This is a genomic window from Candidatus Gracilibacteria bacterium, from assembly GCA_041660965.1.
In the GTDB taxonomy this organism is placed as follows: domain Bacteria; phylum Patescibacteriota; class Gracilibacteria; order BD1-5; family JAGOOR01; genus JAGOOR01.
The window spans coordinates 188,189-211,576 of the sequence record JBAZVH010000002.1; the positions used below are offsets into that span (position 1 = coordinate 188,189).

The 23,388-nt window shown below is 40.7% G+C and carries 17 protein-coding genes and 4 tRNA genes; 9 read left to right on the plus strand and 12 right to left on the minus strand.

All coding sequences use genetic code 25. The annotated features are described in order from the left end of the window. Window positions 1-5: 5 nt before the first annotated feature. The 10 genes from WC753_04280 to WC753_04325 all read right to left on the minus strand — a co-directional run bounded on the left by WC753_04280 (window position 6) and on the right by WC753_04325 (window position 11,030). Entirely contained in the window at window positions 6-671 is a 666-nt protein-coding gene (locus tag WC753_04280) for a hypothetical protein (GenBank protein ID MFA6080664.1), read from the minus strand. Window positions 672-714: 43 nt separating this feature from the next. After that, window positions 715-2,508 carry a hypothetical protein gene (locus WC753_04285; GenBank protein ID MFA6080665.1) on the minus strand — a complete coding sequence of 598 codons (1,794 nt, stop codon included), beginning with the start codon at window positions 2,506-2,508 and terminating at the stop codon, window positions 715-717. 43 nt (window positions 2,509-2,551) lie between these two features. Beyond that, on the minus strand, window positions 2,552-5,002 hold the full coding sequence (locus tag WC753_04290; GenBank protein ID MFA6080666.1) for a sigma-70 family RNA polymerase sigma factor: 2,451 nt from the start codon (window positions 5,000-5,002) through the stop codon (window positions 2,552-2,554). Window positions 5,003-5,007: 5 nt separating this feature from the next. Beyond that, a complete protein-coding gene (locus WC753_04295) occupies window positions 5,008-6,240 on the minus strand; it encodes a hypothetical protein (GenBank protein ID MFA6080667.1) in 1,233 nt (410 codons plus the stop codon). Window positions 6,241-6,379: 139 nt separating this feature from the next. Continuing rightward, window positions 6,380-7,657: a CapA family protein gene (locus tag WC753_04300; GenBank protein MFA6080668.1), complete on the minus strand. Its 1,278-nt coding sequence runs from the start codon at window positions 7,655-7,657 to the stop codon at window positions 6,380-6,382. Window positions 7,658-8,344: 687 nt separating this feature from the next. Further along, window positions 8,345-8,419 (minus strand) — tRNA-Glu (locus tag WC753_04305). A gap of 140 nt (window positions 8,420-8,559) precedes the next feature. Further along, a tRNA-Pro gene (locus WC753_04310) sits at window positions 8,560-8,636 on the minus strand. A 163-nt stretch (window positions 8,637-8,799) separates the two neighbouring features. Next, window positions 8,800-8,876 (minus strand) — tRNA-Ile (locus tag WC753_04315). Between the two features lie 459 nt (window positions 8,877-9,335). Continuing rightward, window positions 9,336-9,875, minus strand: a complete 540-nt coding sequence (locus tag WC753_04320) for an AMMECR1 domain-containing protein (protein ID MFA6080669.1) — start codon at window positions 9,873-9,875, stop codon at window positions 9,336-9,338. 9 nt (window positions 9,876-9,884) lie between these two features. Beyond that, window positions 9,885-11,030, minus strand: coding sequence for a hypothetical protein (locus tag WC753_04325; protein ID MFA6080670.1), 1,146 nt, complete (start codon window positions 11,028-11,030; stop codon window positions 9,885-9,887). 138 nt (window positions 11,031-11,168) lie between these two features. Here WC753_04325 and WC753_04330 point away from each other — a divergent pair, with 138 nt between their 5' ends. The 3 genes from WC753_04330 (at window position 11,169) to WC753_04340 (ending at window position 14,719) form a co-directional block, all read left to right on the plus strand. Next, the gene (locus tag WC753_04330; protein MFA6080671.1) at window positions 11,169-12,632 is read left to right on the plus strand and encodes an MBL fold metallo-hydrolase; all 1,464 of its coding nucleotides are present in this window, start codon (window positions 11,169-11,171) and stop codon (window positions 12,630-12,632) included. A gap of 62 nt (window positions 12,633-12,694) precedes the next feature. After that, window positions 12,695-13,810: a hypothetical protein gene (locus WC753_04335; GenBank protein ID MFA6080672.1), complete on the plus strand. Its 1,116-nt coding sequence runs from the start codon at window positions 12,695-12,697 to the stop codon at window positions 13,808-13,810. A gap of 147 nt (window positions 13,811-13,957) precedes the next feature. Next, window positions 13,958-14,719, plus strand: coding sequence for an HAD family hydrolase (locus tag WC753_04340; protein MFA6080673.1), 762 nt, complete (start codon window positions 13,958-13,960; stop codon window positions 14,717-14,719). Between the two features lie 2 nt (window positions 14,720-14,721). Here WC753_04340 and obgE read toward each other — a convergent pair whose 3' ends face one another. After that, window positions 14,722-16,062 carry a GTPase ObgE gene (obgE, locus tag WC753_04345; GenBank protein ID MFA6080674.1) on the minus strand — a complete coding sequence of 447 codons (1,341 nt, stop codon included), beginning with the start codon at window positions 16,060-16,062 and terminating at the stop codon, window positions 14,722-14,724. Between the two features lie 55 nt (window positions 16,063-16,117). Between obgE and WC753_04350 the strand changes: the two genes are divergently transcribed. The 3 genes from WC753_04350 to tgt all read left to right on the plus strand — a co-directional run bounded on the left by WC753_04350 (window position 16,118) and on the right by tgt (window position 18,508). Further along, window positions 16,118-16,618, plus strand: coding sequence for a hypothetical protein (locus WC753_04350; protein ID MFA6080675.1), 501 nt, complete (start codon window positions 16,118-16,120; stop codon window positions 16,616-16,618). A gap of 90 nt (window positions 16,619-16,708) precedes the next feature. Further along, on the plus strand, window positions 16,709-17,284 hold the full coding sequence (locus tag WC753_04355; protein ID MFA6080676.1) for a helix-turn-helix domain-containing protein: 576 nt from the start codon (window positions 16,709-16,711) through the stop codon (window positions 17,282-17,284). A gap of 54 nt (window positions 17,285-17,338) precedes the next feature. Continuing rightward, window positions 17,339-18,508, plus strand: a complete 1,170-nt coding sequence (gene tgt, locus WC753_04360) for a tRNA guanosine(34) transglycosylase Tgt (GenBank protein MFA6080677.1) — start codon at window positions 17,339-17,341, stop codon at window positions 18,506-18,508. Here tgt and WC753_04365 read toward each other — a convergent pair. Then, a complete protein-coding gene (locus WC753_04365) occupies window positions 18,468-19,040 on the minus strand; it encodes a sigma-70 family RNA polymerase sigma factor (protein MFA6080678.1) in 573 nt (190 codons plus the stop codon). The genes tgt and WC753_04365 overlap by 41 nt on opposite strands. 208 nt (window positions 19,041-19,248) lie before the next feature. On the opposite strand from WC753_04365, the gene fusA reads away from it, so the two are divergent. From fusA to lysS, 3 genes are all read left to right on the plus strand, one after another. Beyond that, window positions 19,249-21,393, plus strand: coding sequence for an elongation factor G (gene fusA / locus WC753_04370; GenBank protein MFA6080679.1), 2,145 nt, complete (start codon window positions 19,249-19,251; stop codon window positions 21,391-21,393). Between the two features lie 215 nt (window positions 21,394-21,608). After that, a tRNA-Asn gene (locus tag WC753_04375) sits at window positions 21,609-21,683 on the plus strand. A gap of 89 nt (window positions 21,684-21,772) precedes the next feature. Further along, window positions 21,773-23,380, plus strand: coding sequence for a lysine--tRNA ligase (gene lysS, locus WC753_04380; GenBank protein ID MFA6080680.1), 1,608 nt, complete (start codon window positions 21,773-21,775; stop codon window positions 23,378-23,380). The last annotated feature ends 8 nt before the right edge of the window (window positions 23,381-23,388 follow it).

Below are 23,388 nucleotides of genomic sequence, written 5' to 3' on the forward strand. Positions count from 1 at the left end.
CAAGTTTAATCTCTGTCTATATATCACAAAGTTAACCTATGTATTTTCCACATTTCATAAAACTCATTCTGTTTCTCCGGTTGCATATCTGAAAAGTGACCATTTTTAACGAGAATATCTATCTTCTTCAAGAGTATATTTACCTCATTTCTCAGTCGAGCACGAATTCATTGTATGCTCTTTCTGAGCTTTGGCAGTCCTCGTTTTCCGATGGATTCATCGAGTTGTCAGGAGAAGAGTCGCTTGCGTTGTAAAATAAGATTTTCCCACAAGAGAGCGATAATCTGTTCCGATTGAGAAATATGGTATATCATCAGAAAGAACCGATATTTTGAGTGAAGCTTGCTAATAGTTTTTTGCATTGCACGAAGAGCATCTATATAGTCAGCTTTTTTGATTCCTTCGAGCCGATCAAAGGAATCATGCTCTGTGAAATCTACTGCTTCTTCTTGGACAGAGAGCAGAAACATATATATTTCTTCTGCTCGTCTTTGTCAGAGCTCCCATGCCATCAGGAGATCTGTGCCGTCACCACTATCTGCTGTGATAATAACATCATCGACCATATCCTGTATAGTATGTTCGAGGTCTTGCAGAGTAGATCGACATGCTCAGAGCTGATTGATGGCTCTTTGAGCAGGGGAGCTATCTTCTGGTAGTTGGTGTCGCATAGTATTGTAGTATGAATAGGGTCTAAAAATTCTATCCCCACCATTATTTACCAAGTTTTCTAACAATTTTTTTAGCACTTCGTAAATAATCTGACTTATTTGCTGGTTTCCTGCCGTGAGGGTATTCTCTCAGAAGCCCTATCTCTACGGGATCTTTGAGTGATGATTTTGGAGACACTCTTTCCTCATAGAGGAACCAATTATCATCTTGGAGAGGTATAGTGAGAATAATTTTTTCCATTCTTGTCGATAAGGCATCATACGTATTTATACTCTCTAGATCGTTTATCAGAGCCACATATAGGGCATTTGCTTTCAAAAGTTCTGCAATCCTCTCCTTCCAATGATATTTCGTGGTGTAGAGAGCAACATCTTCTGAAGTAAAAAGCTTTCCACAGAGCTCAAAAGCTATATGTATGGTTTTTTTTGAGGAACTACCTTCTGCTTTCGAGCAATCACAGAGAGCATCCCAGAGATCCATCTGTATATCATCTGTTTCATTATTCTTAAACTCTCACCATTGCTCTACAAAATCCCTATACTTTCTATCACTATGCAATTGGCATAAAGGACGTAAAAAGGCCATCCATTGCTGATTTTCGAGGATTTCAAGAGCCAGGGTCTCGTAATCAGGTGGTTCGTTTACGATGGTCGGGGCAGGTTGAGGAGGAGTATTTGGTTTCACCGGAGCAGGTTGGACTGCGGTTACAATTTTTTGAGGAGTAGGAGGAGTCTTATTTGGCTGGGTACTCGGCGTAGGTGCCCCTGTTGTTTCTGTGGGTGTTTGTGGTGATAAAAAATCCTCACCGAATACATATCTCAAAACACTTTCCCATTTTTTATGGTCCCCAAGTCTTTTGATTGCCTGGAGAGTATTGAGTAGTCCTATATATTTAGTTCTTAAAAAACTCTCAAAGATTAAACTATCATGACTACCTTTTTGGCAAGATTTCTTCCAAGCTGCTCGGATTTCTTCTTCATGTTCTCTTATATCATCACGATGTTTAGTCAAAACTTCGGGTGTTGATTTGCGAGTAGGGTGTTGATTGTGTGGTACTTCGTGATGTAGTGGTCCACTAAAATTTCGTTCTGGTTGAATTCTATCTGGTTTTGGTGGCATATTTATTCAATCACGTACTCTCTTTACAACAGCAACCCCTATCTGGTGGAGGGTTGCTGCATCTATAGTTCTCGGGAGTGGTCATCGAGATATATTGATAGCGGGAGCTACCATACGAGGTATTGCTGACCCAATAGGTTTCTCTGTTGGTTTCTCTGGAGTGGTTTTTGCTGGAGCAACAGCTTCTTTCTTTTGCTGTGATTCTTTTAGGAGAGCCATAATCGCTGTACGTGCTGGTCACACAATAGGTGTTTTAAGGCCAGCAATGTCTAGAGTTAAAAATCTCGCTTCTTCAACCATCTGCGCAGCGACGGTATCCTCTCGTATACTCTGTATAATATCTACCACTGTTCTCTCGGATGAAAAGTCACGATCAATACTTGCGAGCTCTTTCCTCACGTCCTGTGCGGTTATATCTGTATTATTAAAATACTTCCTTTTGTATCTGATAATAGCTTGGAGCGTTGCCCACTTACTTTTTTTTGTTTTGTCTGTACGTTGATTAAGTGTTGTCATCATAGTAACTACCGATTGCTCTCCAGCTAGGAATGCAGCAATAGCAGTAGGGATTCTCTTCCCATCTTTTTTCGTGGTCATAGAAAGATGCAGATTCTTTCTCCATTGCCTCAATGTCTCATCATCTGAAATACGATCACGAAGAGCCGGTAACTCATATAATTGAGGTTTGTCAGGTGATGATGATAGAGAGAGGGGCATATTTGTAGTAGAGGGTTGTATTATTGTGGTTCGTATATTTATTTTATTTCATTTTTCTGAGTGCAATTTTAACTTCTATGGGGAGCTTGCTGAGAGCACTGTCTATGATGGTATTAACCTTTCAGATGGGTGTTTGTTCATTTGCGCTTATTTGGCTTACTGATTGTTTTGGTTGCCCCAGTCAGTATGAAGCAATGAGTATTCTCTGTTCTCGGTCGGAGCATTTCTCCGCAATATGCCGAAGAAGCTCATCAACTGAAAAATTAGGGGTGACAGTGTGAGCAGTAAGTGGAGCATCTGGAGTTTTCTCTACAAATGGATTGTGATGAGGGAATCTTCTACGCATTTTTCTGAGAGCTTTTGCTTCGATTTGGCGGATTCGTTCACGGGTCACTCCAAATTGACGCCCTACCTCTTCGAGGGTGTGAGGTTCTTCACCATACAGACCAAAACGTTGTATGATAATTTCTCGTTCCTCAGGTTTCAATCCTTGTAAAATCTCTGTAACAATACCCCGTTCATCGTGTAGGATGGCTCCTTGATCACTTCCTGGAGCATGCGAGTCAGCGATGAAGTCTCATTTTGTAGCACTACCACTTTCTTCACCCGATGGTGCATCGAGGGAGACAGCTTGTTGCATAGTTTCTCGCCATCTTACTATTGTCCGGAGTTTTATACCTAATTCCTCAGAAATTTCCTCGTTGGTTGGTTTACGTCAGAGCTCGTTTGTCATCAAATTGATGACTCTTCATAATAGTGTATTTTTTCATATTTGATGGACTGGTAAACGGACTGTTCTACCTTCATTGTCGAGAGCACGTTTGATAGCTTGTTTGATCCACCAGGTGGCGTAAGTAGAAAATGTATTATCAAAGGAAGAGGGGTCAAATAGCGTAGCTGCTTTATGAAGTCAGATATTTCCCGCTGAACACAAGTCCAGTATATCTACCCCATAACCAGCATATTTCCGAGCTATAGTAAATACGAGTCTTTGATTATGTATTTTGAGTTTATCGAGAGCAACCAAAGCCCGACCTGTGATTTCACTGCTCATCTGCGAGAGGATGAGATCCGCTAGTTTTTTTTGTGTTGAGGTTCATTCTAGAAATGCAGAAGCTATTTTGCGGATTGTGGTCAAGAGTTCTCAGGTAAGTATCTGTCTTGCTTTCAAAGTAGATACACTTCTTCGTGTGCCTGGAATTGAAATTTTCTTTGAGATTTTTTGAGGCGTATATTGGAGGAGTTCTCATATTTGCGTGAGCAGTTCATCGGTCAGGGGTACTTGATGACATCTTCTCACCGCTCTTTGTATGATTTTTCCGAGCAATATTACTTCCTCATTGGGGAGTATCGGATGGTTGAGAACTTGACGCTTGTAGGCACTCAATCCGTCACTGTAATCTCTTCATACAGGTGATGGTGAAGAATCATCTTGGTCTTCATCTTCATCTCATATTTTTTTGTCAGATACACTCTCGTCTTCGCCTTCGTCTCAGTCAAGTATTGCTGCTTCGTCTTCTTCCTCTCCATCTTCTACCTCTTCTTCAGGAAGTAGTTTTTTCTTTGGAAGCTGAGAATCAAGCATTCTTTTTTTGCGAGGTTTTTTGGGTTTTGATGTTTCTTTTTGTCGTGGGGCAATAGGAGCTGGTTGAGGAGCTTCGATTATTGTAGGAGATGTTGGAGGTTTTTCTCATTTTTTCTCATTCTCATCTTGACGTGTTTTCTGAACCAAAGTTTGTAAATATCTGGTAGCAACAGAGATGTTTGTATCAACAGTAGCATTGTTCATACCCAGTTTTTCTGGTATCTCTTTTTTTGGAAGAGCTTTTTTTACATCAAATGTACCTGTCTCCCGATCGTATCAGTAGAAGAGACAGAAGGTTTGCCACTGCCTTGTTTCCCAATTAATACGAGCATTTTGTGGGATGGCGGGTGGAGAATCTGGAAAGTATTTTGTGTGTTTTGAAGATGCTTTGTTTCAAGTCTTCGTCGTTTTTCAAAGTGTAGTCACTGGCACATCATTTGCTGGCTCTGGATCAAGAGGGGGAGCTTCTGCTGGTGCTCTTTCATCCGACTCATCATGTGTAGGAGGTGGTGATAGCTCTCTGTCTAGCACTGTTAGTTTCTTTTCTTCTATGAGGAGAATATTTTGAAACAAAAGAGACCCCTCTCTGAGCATCCTCTGAATAGCATCCCTTCGTACGTCGATCCCGTGAAATATACCACCACACATACCACGATAGACGGTTTGTATGAGTTCTCTCATAGTGCGTTCCTGAGTAGTATCGATTGTTATGGATTCTCTTCTGAGAGCGACTAAGACATGATCGACGACGTTTTTCTGTACATCAAATATAAGAGGTGATATTGCCACAATCCGCATCAAGTGAACCTGAATACATCCTATCACACTTAGGACATCTTTTCTCTGTACTGCCTCATAGGTCTCCTGTTGAGGAAAAGAAATTATTTCAGCTGGTATATCTGTCAGCATGATACTTATTTGATAAGCTGGATACAATCACTATGTACATCAATCCTTATCGCGAATCATTGTGTCAAAAGTGCCTGTAATATGAGAGGAAGATAGGAATTTATTTCTGCGGCGGTTTTTGTGCATTGTTCGGCGAGTGTGCTGATATGCAGAGCTTCTGTTGCATCAAAGAGCGCCGTGAGAATCTTCCTACCCGTCTCATCCAGATCGAGAGCTGCTATGGCATCTTTCGAAAACTCTTTTATTTCCAATGGTTGGCTCTGGGTAATCATTCTTGGGTCAAATGGTTGATTCAGGAATTCATTTTCTGGGATAGGGGTTGGTGGAGTTGGTGCTGGGGTTTCCGTTTTTTCAGGACCTGCCGAAGGAGAATCGTATATAAAGCGTATTCATCCACCCTTACATCTTTCAAATGGTACTGATTTTTTGGCCGCTTCAAACGTGAGACGAATTTTACGGAGTAATTGGTTTAAATTTACATCTGGTATGTTCTCAGCTCCTATTTTTTCTGCATACGCGCTTTTGAGTTCCTCATTTGTTATAATCCACTTTCTTTCTATGTACCATTGAGCAAGGATCGGTACCATCTTCATCCGTTTATCAAATTTAACCCCACACCATAAAAATTCTTCAGGGTTTGTTTCAGTATTGGTTTGGCTTTCAGGCAAGATTCTTTGTTTAGATGGCTCTTCTCATGGAAGTCTGATCGGTGGTGCATCGACCAGGGCTACAGGTTTGGATGATGCTACTGGTATTTGATTCTGTATTGTGCGAGATGTCTCATCGAGTATAGCAAGGACACGATTTGTATAATGCAATATCATAGTAAGCTCTGCATTGGCATGGAGTCTCTTTACAGCATCAATCGGTGTAGCACCGGGTATGCTATCAGGTACCTGAACAGTCGCTATCAGAGGATTATGCGGTTCGGTAGCATGATGGAGAATCCCGTCTGCTTCAAGTACTTTCCGTATCTTTCCAACAACTCGAAAAATTTCTGCAGTCACGGTGATAAAATCCCCATTTGTCTTCACGGTATCGAGTTTTGTTAGCAATGTGTCTACTAAATCATCAGTATCTCTGAGACAAGGGAAACTCTGGATATTTTCACGAAGTGCTTTTGCTACGTCTCAGAGTGATCATTCTGGGACCTGTCATAGCCAGGTTTGTCCTTGTGCTGTCAGAAGTACGATATCAGAGAGGGGAGGAGTTTCTTCTGCATTTGCTGGAGGTGTCATAGAGAAATATGATGGAATAGAAAAATATTTCGTTTATTTTTTGCGAAATACGTTCCATTCATCATATTAAAATGCTAAAATTGTCAAAGAAAATTTTTATGGTATTATTCTTAATAGAAATAGAACTAATTTTATACATCTATATTCTCAAAGTATCTTCTTTTTGTCCTATATCTGCGAGTGATTTTATCTTCGCTTCTCATGATATGAGACGAGGTTGTCCGTAGTTTTCGATGAGTATCGGATGAAGGGTGATGTCCTGAAGAGTGGTAATACCAGCTTCTTTTTGTAGAGAAACCTGCACCGCAAGTCCGGTTTTTGTTTCCTCGCTAAAGTCTTGATCAAAGACAAAATTCCCGAGAGAGTAGAAGATATATTTTCCTTGGTATGATTCGACTCCCTGAGTCCAGTGAGGGTGTGCTCCAAACACGATATCAGCTCCTGCATCTATGGCACTATGAGAGAAATCTTTCTGTAATTTCGTTAGCTCGCGAGTGTATTCAGCACCGCCATGCATCATCACGACCACAAAATCAGCATTCTTCTTTGCCTCTTGTACTGCGAGAGTGAGCTTTTGAGCATCTTGCATTCGTGCGACTCGGTCGTTCATACCTATGCCACTATCATTGTATGCGGCGTATGATGCACCGATAAGAGCAATTTTTATTCCGTTTCTTTCAACAATCTGTGGTTGCCATGCTTCAGTTCATGTTTTACCAGCACCGAATGCTTTAATACCTATTTCTGATAGGAGCTTTTGAGTCGTACTGAGGCCTTCTTCACCCTGGTCCATGCTATGATTATTGGCGAGATTGAGTGCCGCAAAATTCATTCCCGGCAGTTCATGTATCAGGTGGGGGAGGGCATTGAAATTCATCACTTTTTGGTACGAATATACTTCAGTTCCATCAGTAGGTCACTCGAGATTGCCGACGACAAAATCAGCTAAATGCAGAAAAGAGCCAATATTTTCCCATATCCAGCCAGCCCTTCCTGATTTTTCTGCATGTCGAGCCACATTGCGTGAGAGCATGATATCGCCGACGACGACCAAACTAGCAATTTCTGGTATTGACTGGACTGTGGAGGGTGGGGGAGCAGTAACATCTGGCTTCTTGGGAGTTGAAAGTACTAGAAATCAGATATATCCAGCCATAATATAGCTACTCGCTAAGAGACCGATACTAAGAGAGATTCTGAGATTCAATTTGAGAAACATGATGAGAAGAATAGTATTGGTTTTTTCTATTTTACCATCAAAAAAATCCGCTTGAGCGGATTTGTAGTATTTTGATGCCCTTCAAGACATTCGTCGAACTTTTTGAGCGGTTGTATGAGTTTTTGAAGTGGGAGTGGGAGGAGTGGAAAATGGGAATTTCTGAGATTCTCATTTTTTAAAAATACCTTTTCTGATCATCTGTTGCTGGACTGATATCTGTTATAATACAGTCATTTCAAATTATTTTCCCATTTCATTGTGGACGAATTGAACCCGAACTCCACCATGTCTGATTGCTCGCATTAAATTTTAACACCACCCTTCCTCGTGATCACGTTCCCTCATACGCCACATAATAGATCCCCTCAGAAGAAGGAAGATCGACTTTTGGTCAATCTTCCAATAGGCAACTTCTTTTCTAACAGCTATTCCGTTACTCGCGCATGTTTGTCACCAAGTTATATGATGACAGTCTACTGAACCTACTCATCCACATCCTCATCTTCTTTCTCCTGTACTCGGATTTAATCAACTGTTACCACCACTACCAACTTGGTAAGTTCCTTGTACAATTTGAACCCCGTGCCCTTCATATAGTTGAATAACTATTTCAGGTATCATGAAACGATGATTCAGCGGTATAGTAGCCTTTGTCCCACCTGCAGCTATTACATTACCTATTGTATTTCGTACTTTTATAAATACCTCCATTTCATCTGGTGGTAGATTGATAACAACTTGTCGATCAGTTCTTAATACATCAGGAAAACCTTCTCATACAGTCTTGAGCAGTTCGTAACTCAGACTTCATGTACTTATTGTTGTTCACATAAATTTTTAAAATACTCTCTATATTCTAGAGAGTATTTTGTATTGTCAAAATATTGGTGACCCCACGGAGAATCGAACTCCGGTTTACTGGATGAAAACCAGCTGTCCTGACCGTTAGACGATGGGGCCAAAAATTCGTTTACGAATTTTGATAAACCAGATAACCAGATAAAAAGATAACGAGACGACTGGATAATCAGATAACTAGATGAATCCTGTATTTCTTGTTTAGATTATCTCGTAATCTAGTTCTCTCGTTCTCTGTGATTTGGTCGGGAAGACAGGACTCGAACCTGCAACCCCCGCGTCCCAAACGCGGTGCGCTAGCCAATTGCGCCACTTCCCGACATGGCTGTAAACGTGTGCGCTGCTCCGCCTAGGCGGACGCCACTTCCCGACTTGGCTTCACGAGATAGAGCATGAGCAGAAGAAAATAGAAAAGAATTATCTTTATAAATCCATTCTCTAGCTTTTACTCTAGCTCTTATCTTTGCTTGCAGAGCAAGCAATGGTGGGTATGCCTGGATTTGAACCAGGGACCTCGTCCTTATCAGAGACGCGCTCTAACCAACTGAGCTACACACCCATAACAACTCACCAGGGACCTCGTCCTTATCAGAGATGCGGGCTAACTATGAGAAATGAGTGAATCTCATTTCGATGTCAGAGCATCTGCAATTCGGACACACCCATAACAACTTCAACTCACAAATCAGGGACCCGAGCGAATTTTACGCCTGCCAAAGCAGGATGAAGTAAAATACGTGAACCGTGGGTGATCAGACTAACGGTCTTATCAGAGACGCGGGCTAACTATGAGAAATGAGTGAATCTCATTTCGATGTCAGTGCATCTGCAACAGGGTACACACCCGAGGAATTATCGTTTTTAAACACAAGAAAAAGAAAAAGAAAAAGCAGAAGAACGGAGAATGTTTCACGTCTCTCACTCTCACTCTATCTCTCACTATGATTAACACGTACGGTGATTATAAAACCAAATTATAAATTGCAAGATTTTTTTCTATTTTCCGGATTTGCTTTTTCTAATCTTTGAATATGTGTGTCTTGAGTCCATAGATGATGAGATCTCATTTTCCGACATCTTGGAGATTGAGTTCTATTTTTTTTGCCAAGAGATGATAGACATCTTCTCATGAGAGTGTTTCAGGAAACATACCGGGTAATATGACACCAATCTTTTTTTGTTTACGACAGATGATGATCATTCCTTCTGTTTTTGTATCCATATCATCAGGATGGTGGAGCATCCGTCTGTTACTATTCTCAAAGGTATCAACGCGATACTTGAGATTTCTGGTTGTTTCTGGGTTTGCCTTGTAGCTCGCAAAACGCGAGTCTTTCATAGCTCATTCAGTATTTTCTATGAGTTCTTCTATAAATGTTTTGTTTGTTGGGTAGAGCTTGCCAGCACTTCCGATGATTTTTTCTGCATCGTAGAGCGTCACAAATACTGGGAGTGATTTTTCGGGCAGATTTGTCACTATTTTTTTGATATCCTCAATAGATGGTGTTTTATTCTCAAAGAGAACAGATTGTATGATAGATCGGACGACTTTTTGCATAAAAATACATTAAGAAGGAAATTGTGAGGTTTGTTTTTGTGATTTCTTTTCTGCCCATACAAATATTTTTTGGAGAAAAACAGCGATTTCACCGAGAAGTGGGATATCGAGGTATCTACCAAATCGTAGAGAGAGAAAACCAACATACCCTATAAATAATGTGAGAAAGGTAAGTGTGTATTCTTGTCGCAATATGCTAACCAAAAAGATAATAGTAATACTATATCCCTGAATAATTTCTGGTTGCAGGGCAGTATTTTTATAGTTTTTTAAGAGAGAGTATATATTTACAAGAGGGATGGGGAACCTCTCTGGTATATTTTGTTCGGTATTTCTGTGATAGGTTTTTTCTATTGAGAGGTATATTGCTGTCCAATTCGGGAGCGCATTATGATCGTGTAGAAGGAGTCATTTTGTGTATATGCCGAGAGTTATCAAGAAGATGTGAACCTGCTCGGCACGAGGTAGATAGTCTCATAAGAGCAATATATGGTTATCGATAGCCAGAGAAATACTCTGGTAGATAATCCAGAGACTCATAAGTGACCAGAAAATAATAGGCAATATCATGCTAGGACTGATCCAAATCAAGAAGATACTCGCGATGATTGACCATGTTGCAAACCTTTCTCCACTTGCAAAAGTATTTCCATATTTTGAGGATATATAGTTTCCAATAAGAGGAATATGAGAGAGTATCATCGGAATTTTTTCTACACTATCGACTGTTTTTGGGACCATATGGTTTCAGAGTTCCCGAAGAGACAAGCTTTTGATATGGATATGAGGCATCTTGCCAAGGAGAGCCCCTATGATTCCAGTAGCCAGACTTGCGAGAAGGAGTCAAAAACTAATGAAATAGGCGATATTTGACAGAGAAACATCAAATACGAGCATAGAGGTAAAATGTCCAGAATAGATAGTTATCGCGATGAGGCAGAGAAAAAGAAATTGAATCAGGGTAGCGACTCTCGCATGACTATTGATGAAATGACTCTGAAATCTCTCTTGTCGAGAGAGGAGGATAAAAATTCATAAAAAGCAGTAGCTAATAACAGCATTTTGCCTTTCGTATCGAGAAATGTCATCACCAGTACTGTCCATAGTTCTATCGTATCATATTTCTTGCGTGATTACAAGAGATTTATCTGCCATTTTTCATTTTTCTGGTGTAATAGTATTTGAGAGCAATTATTGGGTAGAAGGGAAACAAAAAGACAATAATTCTCTTGTGTTTAGTGCCATGATATGGTAGAGTGTACCTGTAAAACTTTATTTTTTATCTTTATTTGTATGCAACTTGAGTTTATCTGAGCAGCTCAGACGGTCACAGGGTCAAAACATCTCCTGCGCGCTAATGGAAAAAATTATCTTCTCGACTGTGGTATGTTTCAATGACGTAGAAAAGAGGCAGACGAGGCCAATAGATATCTACCGATAGATACTGCAGAACTCGATGCTGTCATTCTCTCTCATGCTCATATTGATCATGCAGGTCTTTTGCCGCTTTTGGTAAAAAACGGGTATACTGGACCCATCTATTGTACTCATGCGACACGCGATCTCTGTGGTATTATGCTCCAGGACAGTGCTCGAATCCAGGTACATGATGCGGAGTATCTCTCAAAAAAAGAAGGAAAAAATATTATCCCGCTCTATACCGAAGATGATGCTCTTCAGACGGTGACACAGCTTCGCTCAGTTGGGTATGAACAAAAAATTCCCCTCGATGTGGGGGTATTTATGACCTTCCATGATGCGGGGCATATTCTCGGCTCTGCACTCGAAGAATGGGAAATCGACGACAAAGACACAGGAGAACATATCCGTTTTTGTTTTTCAGGTGATCTGGGGCGCAAACATCTCCCTATCCTTCGTGAACCAGTGCAGCTCAAAGATATTGATATTCTCCTTATGGAATCAACCTATGGAAATCGATTTCATGACGAGTTAGCTCAAGTAGAAGATAAGCTGATGCAAGTCATCAATGATACCGTAAAGCGTGGAGGAAAAATATTTATTCCCGCATTCGCTGTAGAACGTACACAAGAGATCCTCTATGTGCTTCGTCTCCTGATGCATCAAGATAAAATCCCAAAACTTCCTATCATTGTCGATTCACCACTTGCGACGAGTGCGACAGATATATTTCGTATCCATCCCGAATGTTTCGATGAAGAGCTCACGAGGGCAAACGGAGAAGGCCTCTATCCATTTCTCGAAGGAGATGGTATCCGATTTACACGCAGTGTAGAAGAATCAAAGGCAATCGCGCTTCTTACTGAACCATCTATTATCATCGCCGCTTCGGGAATGTGTGAATATGGACGTATCGTCCATCATATCGCAAATAGTATCGAAGATGAGAGAAACCTCCTCCTCGTTATTGGATTTATGGCAGAAAATACTCTTGGCCGCAAGCTTGTCCAAGGAGATAAGGAAGTCACTATCCATGATGAGAAGAGAAAAGTCAGAGCCCATATTGAGATATTTAACGCTTTTTCTGGACACGCAGATCGAAAATGACTTCTCGAATATGCTGGCAATTGTGGTACTCCAAAACAGATATTTCTCGTGCATGGTGAGATCGAATCAATGGACGCACTCGCTTCAGGACTCAAAGAATTGCCAAATCTTGCAACAGCCGCTATAGAACACCCAGCACCTGGTGATATCTATAGCGTCGTCGCAGGCAAGCTCTGTAAGAAGAGTCCTAACAGAAATCTCAAATGTGAGGGGATAGTGTGTAAGATATAAGCTTTTAATAGTGCATACCAGAATATTTTTTGACAAATTATAATATACGTTATTATAATTTTATGAAAATGTATGAATATGTCCGTTGCCTGCCACACCAAAAACGTAGATGACGTACTCCAGAACGAGGACGCCGAGAACATATTTTGGACATCATCAGCGCTATCGAAGAGATAAATTTTGATACTTTAAAAGTTCCTGCAGTGTTAGAAATGGGCGTGAAGAATATGAATAAAGTTTTTTTAGAGGCGAAAAGTATTCTTCGAGGGGGCATGGATCTCAGAGCTCTTAGCTTTCTCATTATCACTCTCTCTTCCTGTAGAGTTGTAGATGTGAGGTTTCCTGAAAAATGATATATTCCGGGGAAGAGAATTGCCAATAAGATCATATCTCAATACACATTACGCTCTGAAAAATTTACCACAGAATGGTTATGAGATTTACTATGATGAAAGCGACTCGGCGAGAAAGTCTCAAAAATTCCTCTGAAAAATTACAGCATGCTGAACTGACATCTCTGCGTACTGGGTAGCTGATTAGCTCTTCCGAAGAGAATAGCTCAGAAAAAAAGAAAAGAAAATAGACTCAAAAATTCACATCTCTGACACTGTAAAAATGATACGGCCTTTGTTCAGGAATTAAGGTATGATTGCGAGGTGTGAGGGCGTCATGCCCCCGAACATTTTTCCAATGCAGAAATAAGAGATATGATGTTGAGAGATTATCGAGATGATACTTTGAATCAGTACTTTATTAATTTTATAATTCGGTACTTCACTCGACGCTTTCCTCAAGATATAATACCAATATATCCAGGAGCAATCGAGCACTCTAGTGAAAAATTACGGCCATTTGTCGGTTTTTTCCCGAAAAGTTATTATGGGAGTCGGGGGCATTATTCAGAGTATAAAATATTTTGGACACAATGGAGTCAGTACAAGAAACGTATTGAACGAAAAAATAACTGTGATACTCCAGTTATAGTAATGGAACAAGATGCACTACCACCTTGTGCTGCCATAACGGGCTTAATGTCCACAATCTGTAGACGTATACAGCATATTACGCCCAGCAGGCATGCTCCCGGAGCTGGTCACGATAAAATGCTTCCCTGAAAATGTCTACAAAGTCGTCGAGTCCATCTGTTAGGTAGAGCGGAATTTTTCAGTGGAGAGTAAATCCTACTGTGATAATCTCTGAAATTAAATATAGTACCCCTGTAATGATTTTTTATTTTTTTAACAACAATAAATTTCGTACAGTATTTGACGTACACAAAAAAAACATAGAATCGTCATACGATTTTATTATTTAATGTACCAAATATGAAACCTATCGAAGAGCTTTCAAAGGAGATTTTGAAAGATATTAAACTTATCGTCTTTGATGTCGATGGCGTACTCGTCAAACGAGGAACAAAGATTAAACAAGCTGATGGTATTACTACGCTGGAGACAAAACATATTGCACCGGAACAAATTGAACAAATTAAAAAATTGAAAGAACTGGGATTTCTCATCAATATCAATTCTGGTCGTGGGCTCTATATGTTACAAGACGTTTTCCGAGATATACTCTCTTTTACGAGCATCACCTATGAAAATGGGAGTGCGACATGGTATCAAGGAGAAATAATTCAACACGTCAATAGTTTTCAATACTTACAAGATGTTTTTTTGAAACTCCGCGGAATAGAAGAACGATATGAAGCAGTGAAAGGCTTTGAACCAAAAGAACTCATTATCACGATACATTGCGAGGATAGAGTGCAGGAAATCGAGGATATTGTTGGAGAAAAAGAAAACCTTTATTGTCTCTGGAATGGTGAAGCGTATGATATCGGAGTAAAGAATATCCAAAATAAAGCCGTTGGTCTCACTGCCTTTCGAAATCATCTCGGTCTCGCTGAACATGAAGTTCTCGCAATCGGAGACAATCTCAACGATAAAGAGATGATTGACGCTGCTGGCGTTTCAGTGTCGGCAGACCCAACGAGGATAACGGGGGATTATTTTGTGCCCCTTGAAGGAGAAAGACTTCCTGGAGCATTACTTATGGAGCAGATAATTACAGAGATGAGCAGATAATTTTAACGGTAATCCCTGAAATTAAAAACCGCATCACCGATAAGGATTTTTCACTCAACCGAATACCAGATATGATTGAGGTCTTTGAGGTTTTTATAGCTTTCAGCTTCTTCTCATGGCATATTTTTTATGACTTGCCGAAGAACCTCGTCGAGGATTCGTCGTTTTGTCATGACGTCCCAGACACGATCAACCGCCTCAGGATATCTGAGAGGAGTCATCCGGACTATTTGTTCGATACGTTCACCTGTTACACGATAATTATGATTGCCTTCGTAAGTGACGACGAAATCATTGGGATCTTTTTTGTTTGAGAGGTCGATAATAACTGGTTTTCCATCTGATATTTCGAGTATTTCCTCAGGAGATATATACGAAAGCATCTTATTTTGGAGTTCTTCTATTCCCATGCCGATTGGAGCTGAAATAGGGAAGACTTTTTTCCCAGTCTTTTTCTCGAGTTGTTTTTTTAGATCTTCTACCATATCGTCATCGAGGAGATCGCATTTTGAGAGTACGATGATTTCTTCTTTTTCGAGAAGTGCAGGGTTAAAATGCTTCAATTCGTCTCGGATGATATCATAATCAGTGATGCATTCTTCATATTTTCCCGCATCGAGGAGATGACAGAGTACACGAGTACGTTCGATATGTTTGAGAAATTCTATTCCAAGTCCAGCCCCTTTGTGTGCCCCCGCGATAAGTCCTGGTACATCTTCGAGAACCATTATCTTTCCTTTGTACTCCATCACACCAAGATTGGGGATCAAGGTGGTAAATGGATAGTCTGCGATTTTTGGGCGGACTTGAGTAATACAAGAAATCAACGTAGATTTACCAGCTGAAGGAAATCCTATAATACCGATATCTGCTACGAGTTTGAGTTCGAGATGTGCTTCGAGCGCTGTACCAGTATCACCATTTTCGGCAAATGAAGGGCTTCGTCGAGTCGCAGAAGCAAAGTGAGCATTTCCATACCCTCCTCGTCCTCCGACACAGAGACGAACCTGTTCTCATGGCTTCGCGAGATCATAAAGGAGATTTCATTTCGTATCATATATTAGCGTTCCGACGGGGAGTTTCACGATTCGGTCTTCTGCATCACGACCATTCATTGATTTGGTTCCTCCTCGCTCACCATCTTTTGCAGCTACTTCTTTGATGTAACGAAAATTACTGAGTGTATTGATATTTGGATCTGCGATAGCGATGAGATCACCTCCACGCCCTCCATTACCACCAAAAGGTCCTCACTTGGCAATACGTGCCTCATGACGCCATGAGACAATTCCGTTCCCACCATTCCCAGCCCGAAAGCGAATATTCACAGCATCGATAAACATTTGACAAATTGTTAATAATTTATTTAATGTTGAAAGTATAGCAATTTTTTTCTCTATGTCTAACGGAAATAGTATTCCAGAACATCCCGAAATCACCCGAACGGCTACGGTAGCAATATTTTCTCCAGATATGAAGAGGACTCTTCTTATATTTAACGAGCACTTGATGGCTATAGTTCCACCATGAGGCAAGCAAGATGACAAAGATAAGGGAAGTATATGTCGTACAGGACGTCGAGAGGTACGAGAAGAAGTCGGGATAGACCTTGAGACGACTTCATGAATCTGGCTTGGAATAAGAGGGAACAGAATCACGGATCAAAAAGTTGTTCGAAGAGCATTTTTTACATTAAATGGAAAAAATTTTATTGATTCCCTTTTCTTTTATCAGCTCATTGGCAATCATCAAAACTTATATGATGCAGAAAAAAGAGGGGAGTGGTACGCAAAAAAAACTCTTCAACCAGAAACTATTCTGCTTGATGGACGAGCATATTGAGTCCTGGTACCAGGAACTCGTGAAGCAGTTTTCAACATCATGAAAGGTCCTATTTAAAATAATACTCCATCCCTGCTTTTTCATTTGGCAAGTCTTTTTTCTTGAAAAGCTCATCAGAGCACTACAATCGTAAGATATCTTTTCTTTATGGTTTATACCGTTTCTCGTGATCAAGCAGGCAAGACTCTCGGCGTATCGACTCGTACGATTGACCGCTATATTTCGGCTGGTAAAATCCGTGCCAAACGTGAAGGAAAGGTCATCATGCTCCACCAAGATGATGTCAAAAAATATCATACTGGCTCTGAGCAAAAAGATTACGAAGTGATAGCACCAAAACCTACGATGACTCCGAGTATTTCTTATGATCCTCGTGAATCACAAAATGAGATACTTCGCGCTATCGAATCTCTCATTCGTGAAAAGGATATTATCATCCAAGAGTTGACTTTTAAAATAGGAAAGATGGAAGGCGAGATCGCTCACTCCGTCCCAAAACTCGAATACAAAAAGACCATTCTTGCCCTCGAAGAAGCGCAACATAATCGTCTTCACGATATGGATATGATGGCTCAAGCGAAGAGAGAGATAGAACAAAAACTCAATAAAGAACGCATTCTCTCTACTATTCTGATGATTGGTATGCTCGTCCTGCTCGTGGCATCGGCTTTTTTGATTTTCCACTTCTTCAGTCTCCGAGAAGCGACGCAATACACGATATAAAAATAAACCATTTTTGACTTTCAATCCCTGCTCTCTAATATGGTGGGGATTTTTATGTCCTCCTTTTCTTTTACCATTACTGCCACCGACGGCTCTGCTCGCTCCGGTACACTCCAAACTCCACACGGAATAATTCAAACTCCTGTTTTTATGCCCGTGGGGACTGCTGGGACAATCAAATGAATCACACGAGAGGGGATAGCGCAGATGGGTACGACTATTATGCTCTGTAACACCTATCACCTCATGCTCCGTCCTGGATCTGAGATTATTGCGAAGATGGGCGGATTGCATAAATTCATGAATATCAATCTCCCAATTCTTACCGATAGCGGAGGGTTTCAGGTATTCTCACTTGGGAATCCTAGAAATGGGGGAGAATCACTGGTAAAAACGAGTGATGAAGGCGTAGAATTTCAGTCACACCACGATGGCGATAAACACTTTATCACACCAGAAAAAGCGGTGGAAATACAGTCTGATCTGGGTGCCGATATTATCATGGCATTTGATGATGTCGCGACGGGTGATGCGAGCAAAACGCGCGCTCGTGAAGCACTCAATCGGACCCATCAATGGGCAGAGCGATGTGTCGAGCGATGGCAAGGACTTGCACCAGAACGACAAGGAAAATGACTCCACGAACAAACACTTTTTCCAATTATTCAATGAGTGACCTATCCTGATTTACGCGTCGAATCAGCACGATTTATTGGTGCGCTTCCGACACTCGGAATCGCTATCGGTGGTCTTTCGGTGGGTGAATCAAAGAAAGATATGCTGGATATGCTCGATGTTCTGTCTCCTGAACTTCCCAAAGAAAAACCGCATTACCTGATGGGTGTCGGGACTCCAGAGGATCTCGTCGAAGCAATAGCTCGAGGAGTCGATATGTTTGATTGTGTTCTCCCGACACGACTCGGACGCCATGGGGAAGTGTTTACTTCCACTGGATATCTCAAAATCAACCGCAGTTCACTCGATGGATCCATGGAAAAAATCCCTGTCGCTCCTGGACTTGAAACCTCTGTGAGTAGACATTATACTCTCGGATACCTCCGTCACTTGATACACGCTGATGAACTCCTCGGACAGATACTCCTCTCGATGCATAACGCAGAATTTCTGATGCGACTCTGCGATCGTGCACGAGAAGCGATTCAACTCGGAGAGTATGAGAAGTTTAGGACAGACTTCTGGCAGAGCTATTCCCTATGAGAGTAAGATACTCTTCTCTGAGCATAGCTATTGCTTTTGAACGACGACTCCCAATAGTACCTATCGGACAGCCAAGTTCTTCTGCCATCTCTCCATAGGATAATCCCGCAAGTTGCATACGTATAAGAGATCTAAAAGGTTCTTTTAATTTTGTAATTGCTGCATGAAGATCAGGGATTTGATGTCCATCGGGAAGTGTATCTTCTCGTGGTTTCATCATATCATCAAATATTGTATCATCTCAGACGAGATCCATGCGGTTTGTACTTCTTTGTATATCTTGTGCTCTATGTAGAGCAGTGGTACATAGCCAGCTAAATACAGCACGTGGTTCTCGTACTTGATTACTATTTTCCCAGAGCTTTATAAAAGCATGCTGTGCACAATCTTCGATATCATTTTGTGATGTACCATTCCTCCGCAAAACTGCCATAAGTGTTTTTCTGTTTCTCTGAATGAGTTGAGCAAATAATCTCTCATTTCCATTGAGAGCTTCTTGTACTTCATCTGCAGTCATTTCAAAAATAGAAATAGTCATAAATATTCGGAGTATTATATTATAAAATTCTTTATGTCAAGCATCGTATAATATCTTTTGTTACAAAGAAAATTGACTCTCTTTGTTTTTTCATACAATACTGCCATAAGTTCCTGATTATAGATTATCGTCGTAAAAAGGTTATTCAATCAGCCCTATGACTATGACTATGACTGTCACTTACTTTTAATTCTCTTATTTTATCGTTATGTCTGCAACTGAAGACAAGCAGCGAAAAGTCCGTAATATCGGCATTATCGCACATATTGATGCTGGTAAAACTACTACCACTGAGCGTATTCTTTTTTATTCTGGTAAAACTCACAAAATCGGTGAAGTACATGATGGTGCTGCGACTATGGACTGGATGGAACAAGAGCAAGAGCGAGGTATTACTATTACCGCTGCCGCTACGAAGACTTCTTGGAAGAATTTTGATATCAATATCATCGATACTCCATGACATGTCGATTTTACTATCGAAGTAGAACGCTCTATGCGTGTTCTCGATGGTGGTATCGTTGTCTTCGATGGATCACAGGGTGTAGAGCCACAATCAGAGACAGTATGGAAGCAGGCAGATAAATATGGTGTTCCTCGAATCGCATTTGCCAATAAGATGGATAAAACAGGGGGGGATTTTGAGATGACCTATGCGTCTATCAAAAAACGTCTCGCTGGTAATAAAGTTATCGCCGCACAGCTTCCTATCGGACGTGAAAATGAATTTCATGGTATCCTCGATCTCGTCGAGATGAAGGCCTATGGTTTCCGAGGAAACATGGGGCTTGAAGTTTATGATCTCCCTTTCCCAGAAGAGATGCGAGCAAGGGCAGAAGCTGCACGTCTTGAGCTCGTTGAAAAAGCTGCTGAACAAGATGAGGCATTGATGGATAAATATCTCGGAGGAGAAGAGCTCACCATTGAAGAAATCAAATCAGGTATTCGAAAGGGTGTTATTACCAGTAATCTGTTTCCACTCTTTTGTGGCTCGGCTCTTGCAAATGTGGGTGTACAAAAAGTTCTCGATGCTGTCGTAGACTATCTCCCATCACCGATGGATATCAATGCTGGCAAAATCGCCGGTACTGATCCAGATGATACTACAAAGGTTATCGAATTTAAACAACTCGATACAGAGCCACTCTCTGCTCTTGCATTCAAGATTATGACCGATCCATTTGTGGGGCGTCTCACATTTGTACGAGTATATTCAGGTGTTATCAAGTCCGGAACAGCGGTATTTAATGCTAACAATGGTGAAACAGAGCGTATCGGTCGTATCGTAGAAATGCATGCAAATAATCGTAAAGAAGTTACGGAGATTACAGCAGGCAACATCGCTGCAGTTATTGGTCTCAAAGAAACAAAAACAGGTCATACACTCTGTGATAAGGCACACCCTATCCAGCTCCTCTCTCTCGACTTCCCAGAGCCAGTTATCCATATTTCTGTGGAACCAAAATCCAAAGCAGATCAAGAAAAAATGGGTATCGCCCTCAATAAGCTTGCTGAAGAAGATCCATCGTTCCGTATTCGTTCTGATGTGGAGACAGGTCAAACTATTATTGCTGGTATGGGAGAGCTCCATCTCGATATTATCATCGATCGTATGCGTCGAGAATTCAAAGTAGAATGTAATGTTGGTGCCCCACAAGTAGCATACCGTGAGACTATCACGCAAACTGTGAAAGATCAAGAATATTCCTACAAAAAACAGACTGGTGGTCGTGGACAATTCGGTCACGTCATTATCACATTTGAACCTATCACTGAAGAGATGAGAAAAGCGGAGCCAGAAGAGTACAAAGAAGAGAATCGCTTTATCGATGAGATCAAGTGAGGTGTCATCCCAAAAGAATATATTCCATGAGTACAAAAAGGACTCAAAGCTTCTTATGCTCGAGGTGTTATCGCAGGATATCCGCTGGTGAATGTTCAGGCAACACTGACATTTGGCTCGTATCATGATGTGGATTCGAATGAGCTCTCATTTCGTATCGCTGCTAGCAAATGTTTCCGTGAAGCGAGCAAGAAAGCAAAACCTATTCTTCTCGAGCCAATTATGAAGGTAGAGATCAGTACTCCTGAAGAATATATGGGTGATATCCTCGGTGATGTAAATGCAAAACGAGGACAAATCAATGAAATGAGTGATCGAGGTATGGCAAAAATCGTTGCCGCTTTTGTTCCTCTTTCAGAAATGTTTGGGTACTCTACGACGCTTCGTTCCAATTCTCAAGGACGTGCTACCTATGCAATGGAATTTTCTCACTATGCTCCAGTGCCAGCAGTTATTACGGAGAAAATCCGTGCTGAACGTGGTGTGAAATTTGAAGAAGATGATGAGTAAAAATCCAAAGGATTTTTATAGCCAAAGCAAAAGCTAGAGCTAGAGAAAAGAATCTTTTATCCCTGACCAAATTGGTTGGGGATTTTTTTGGGATTTTTTTGACAAAAAAGCAACTCTTCCTACAATGCCCCAGTTCCTCGGTAGCTCAGTGTGGTAGAGTCCGCCTCGGCGGATTAATCCATGGAGTCGTAGGTTCGTCGTTGTACATAGTCTGTTCCTCGGTAGCTCAGCGGTAGAGCAGTTGGCTGTTAACCAATTGGTCGTAGGTTCGATCCCTACCCGGGGAGCCAAATGAAACTAAAAAGACTCACATTTCTGTGAGTCTTTTTCTTGATTGTTCGTGTTCTTTTTATATAGTGTTTTTATATTAATTTTTCCTATGTCTGTCGATAATCACGATGAGCGGTCAGTGCGTATTCAAAAACTTCATTCATTACGTAGCTTATGAATCAATCCTTACCCTGATAAGTTTCTTAAAAAACAAGATATAGCAGATATTCGATCCTTGTGAGAAAATAATACTTCATTACGAACAATTGAGGACATAATCACTTGACCAAAAAATGAGATTCAAACTGCCGGGCGTATTATGCTTGTTCGTAGTTTTTGAAAACTTATTTTTGGGAAGGTTCAAGATTTTTCTGGAGATATCCAATTTGCTCTCTCCAAGGAATTTTGCGAATATATTCACTGAGAAAAAATAGTCTCAGAATTTGGTGAGGAAAAAGTTTCTGCCTTTAAGGTTTTTGAAAAATATATTGATAGGGGAGACATTGTGGGGATTCATGGGGAGCTTTTTATGACCCACAAAGGTGAACTGACTCTTTTTGTGCAGTCATTTCAGCTTCTTGCAAAATCATTTCTTCCTTTACCAGAAAAATTTCATGGACTCGCAGATGAGGAGACTATTTATCGCAAAAGATACCTCGATATGATTACTGAAAAAGCTTCGTATGATAGAATGGTATTTCGATCTCGTTTTGTGCAAAAATTGCGTGAATTTTACTATAAAGAAGGTTTCATCGAGGTAGAAACTCCTACTCTTGGAAATAGTGCCTCTGGAGCCCTTGCAAATCCATTTGTGACACATATTGATGCCACTGATGCTGATCTGTATCTCCGTATTGCACCAGAGACATCACTCAAAAAATGTACTGTATGAGGTATGGAAAAGGTTTTTGAAATAGGGAAGTCATTTCGTAATGAAGGTGTTGACCCTTCACATCTTCCAGAGTTTACTTCCGTAGAGCATTATGCTGTCTACTGGAATTATATTGATAACATGGATTTTACTGAGCGTATGTTTTGCTATATTCTTGATGAACTCATGGCAGGTAAGCGGAAAGTAGAAGTGTTGAATTCTAAAGGAGAGACCAATATGGTAGATTTTTCTGGACCATGGCCGAGAAAATCGATGCGTGATCTTATAGTAGAGCATTCCGGTATTGATATGTATGCCGCGGACACGCTCGAAAAACTTCGTTCAGCCATCAAAGAAAAAGGGATACAGATTGATGGATTTCTCAAACATTCATATGGAACTTTGTTAGATAAGCTCTATAAAAAAGTAGCACGTCCAAAACTCATTAATCCAACATTTGTAATCCATCAACCCCTTATTTTATCACCATTGGCGCGTATTAATGATGATAATCCAACTATTGTTGACCGATTTCAGCTCTGTATCAATGGTTGGGAAGTGACAAATGCTTATTCTGAGCTCGTGGATCCTCTAGATCAGGATGCTCGTTTTCAAAATCAATCTGCTGCCAAAGATGCTGGTGATGACGAAGTAGCTATGCCAGATAATGATTTTGTGACCGCTATGGAACACGGCATGCCACCTCAGAGTGGTTTTGGTATGGGTATTGATAGGGTAGTCGCACTACTCACTGGACAGCCGAACCTGAAGGATGTCGTATTATTTCCTCTCGTGAAAGAGAAAAATGAAGAAAAGATATGAAAAATAAAAGAAATCACGAAATAGTTTATTTG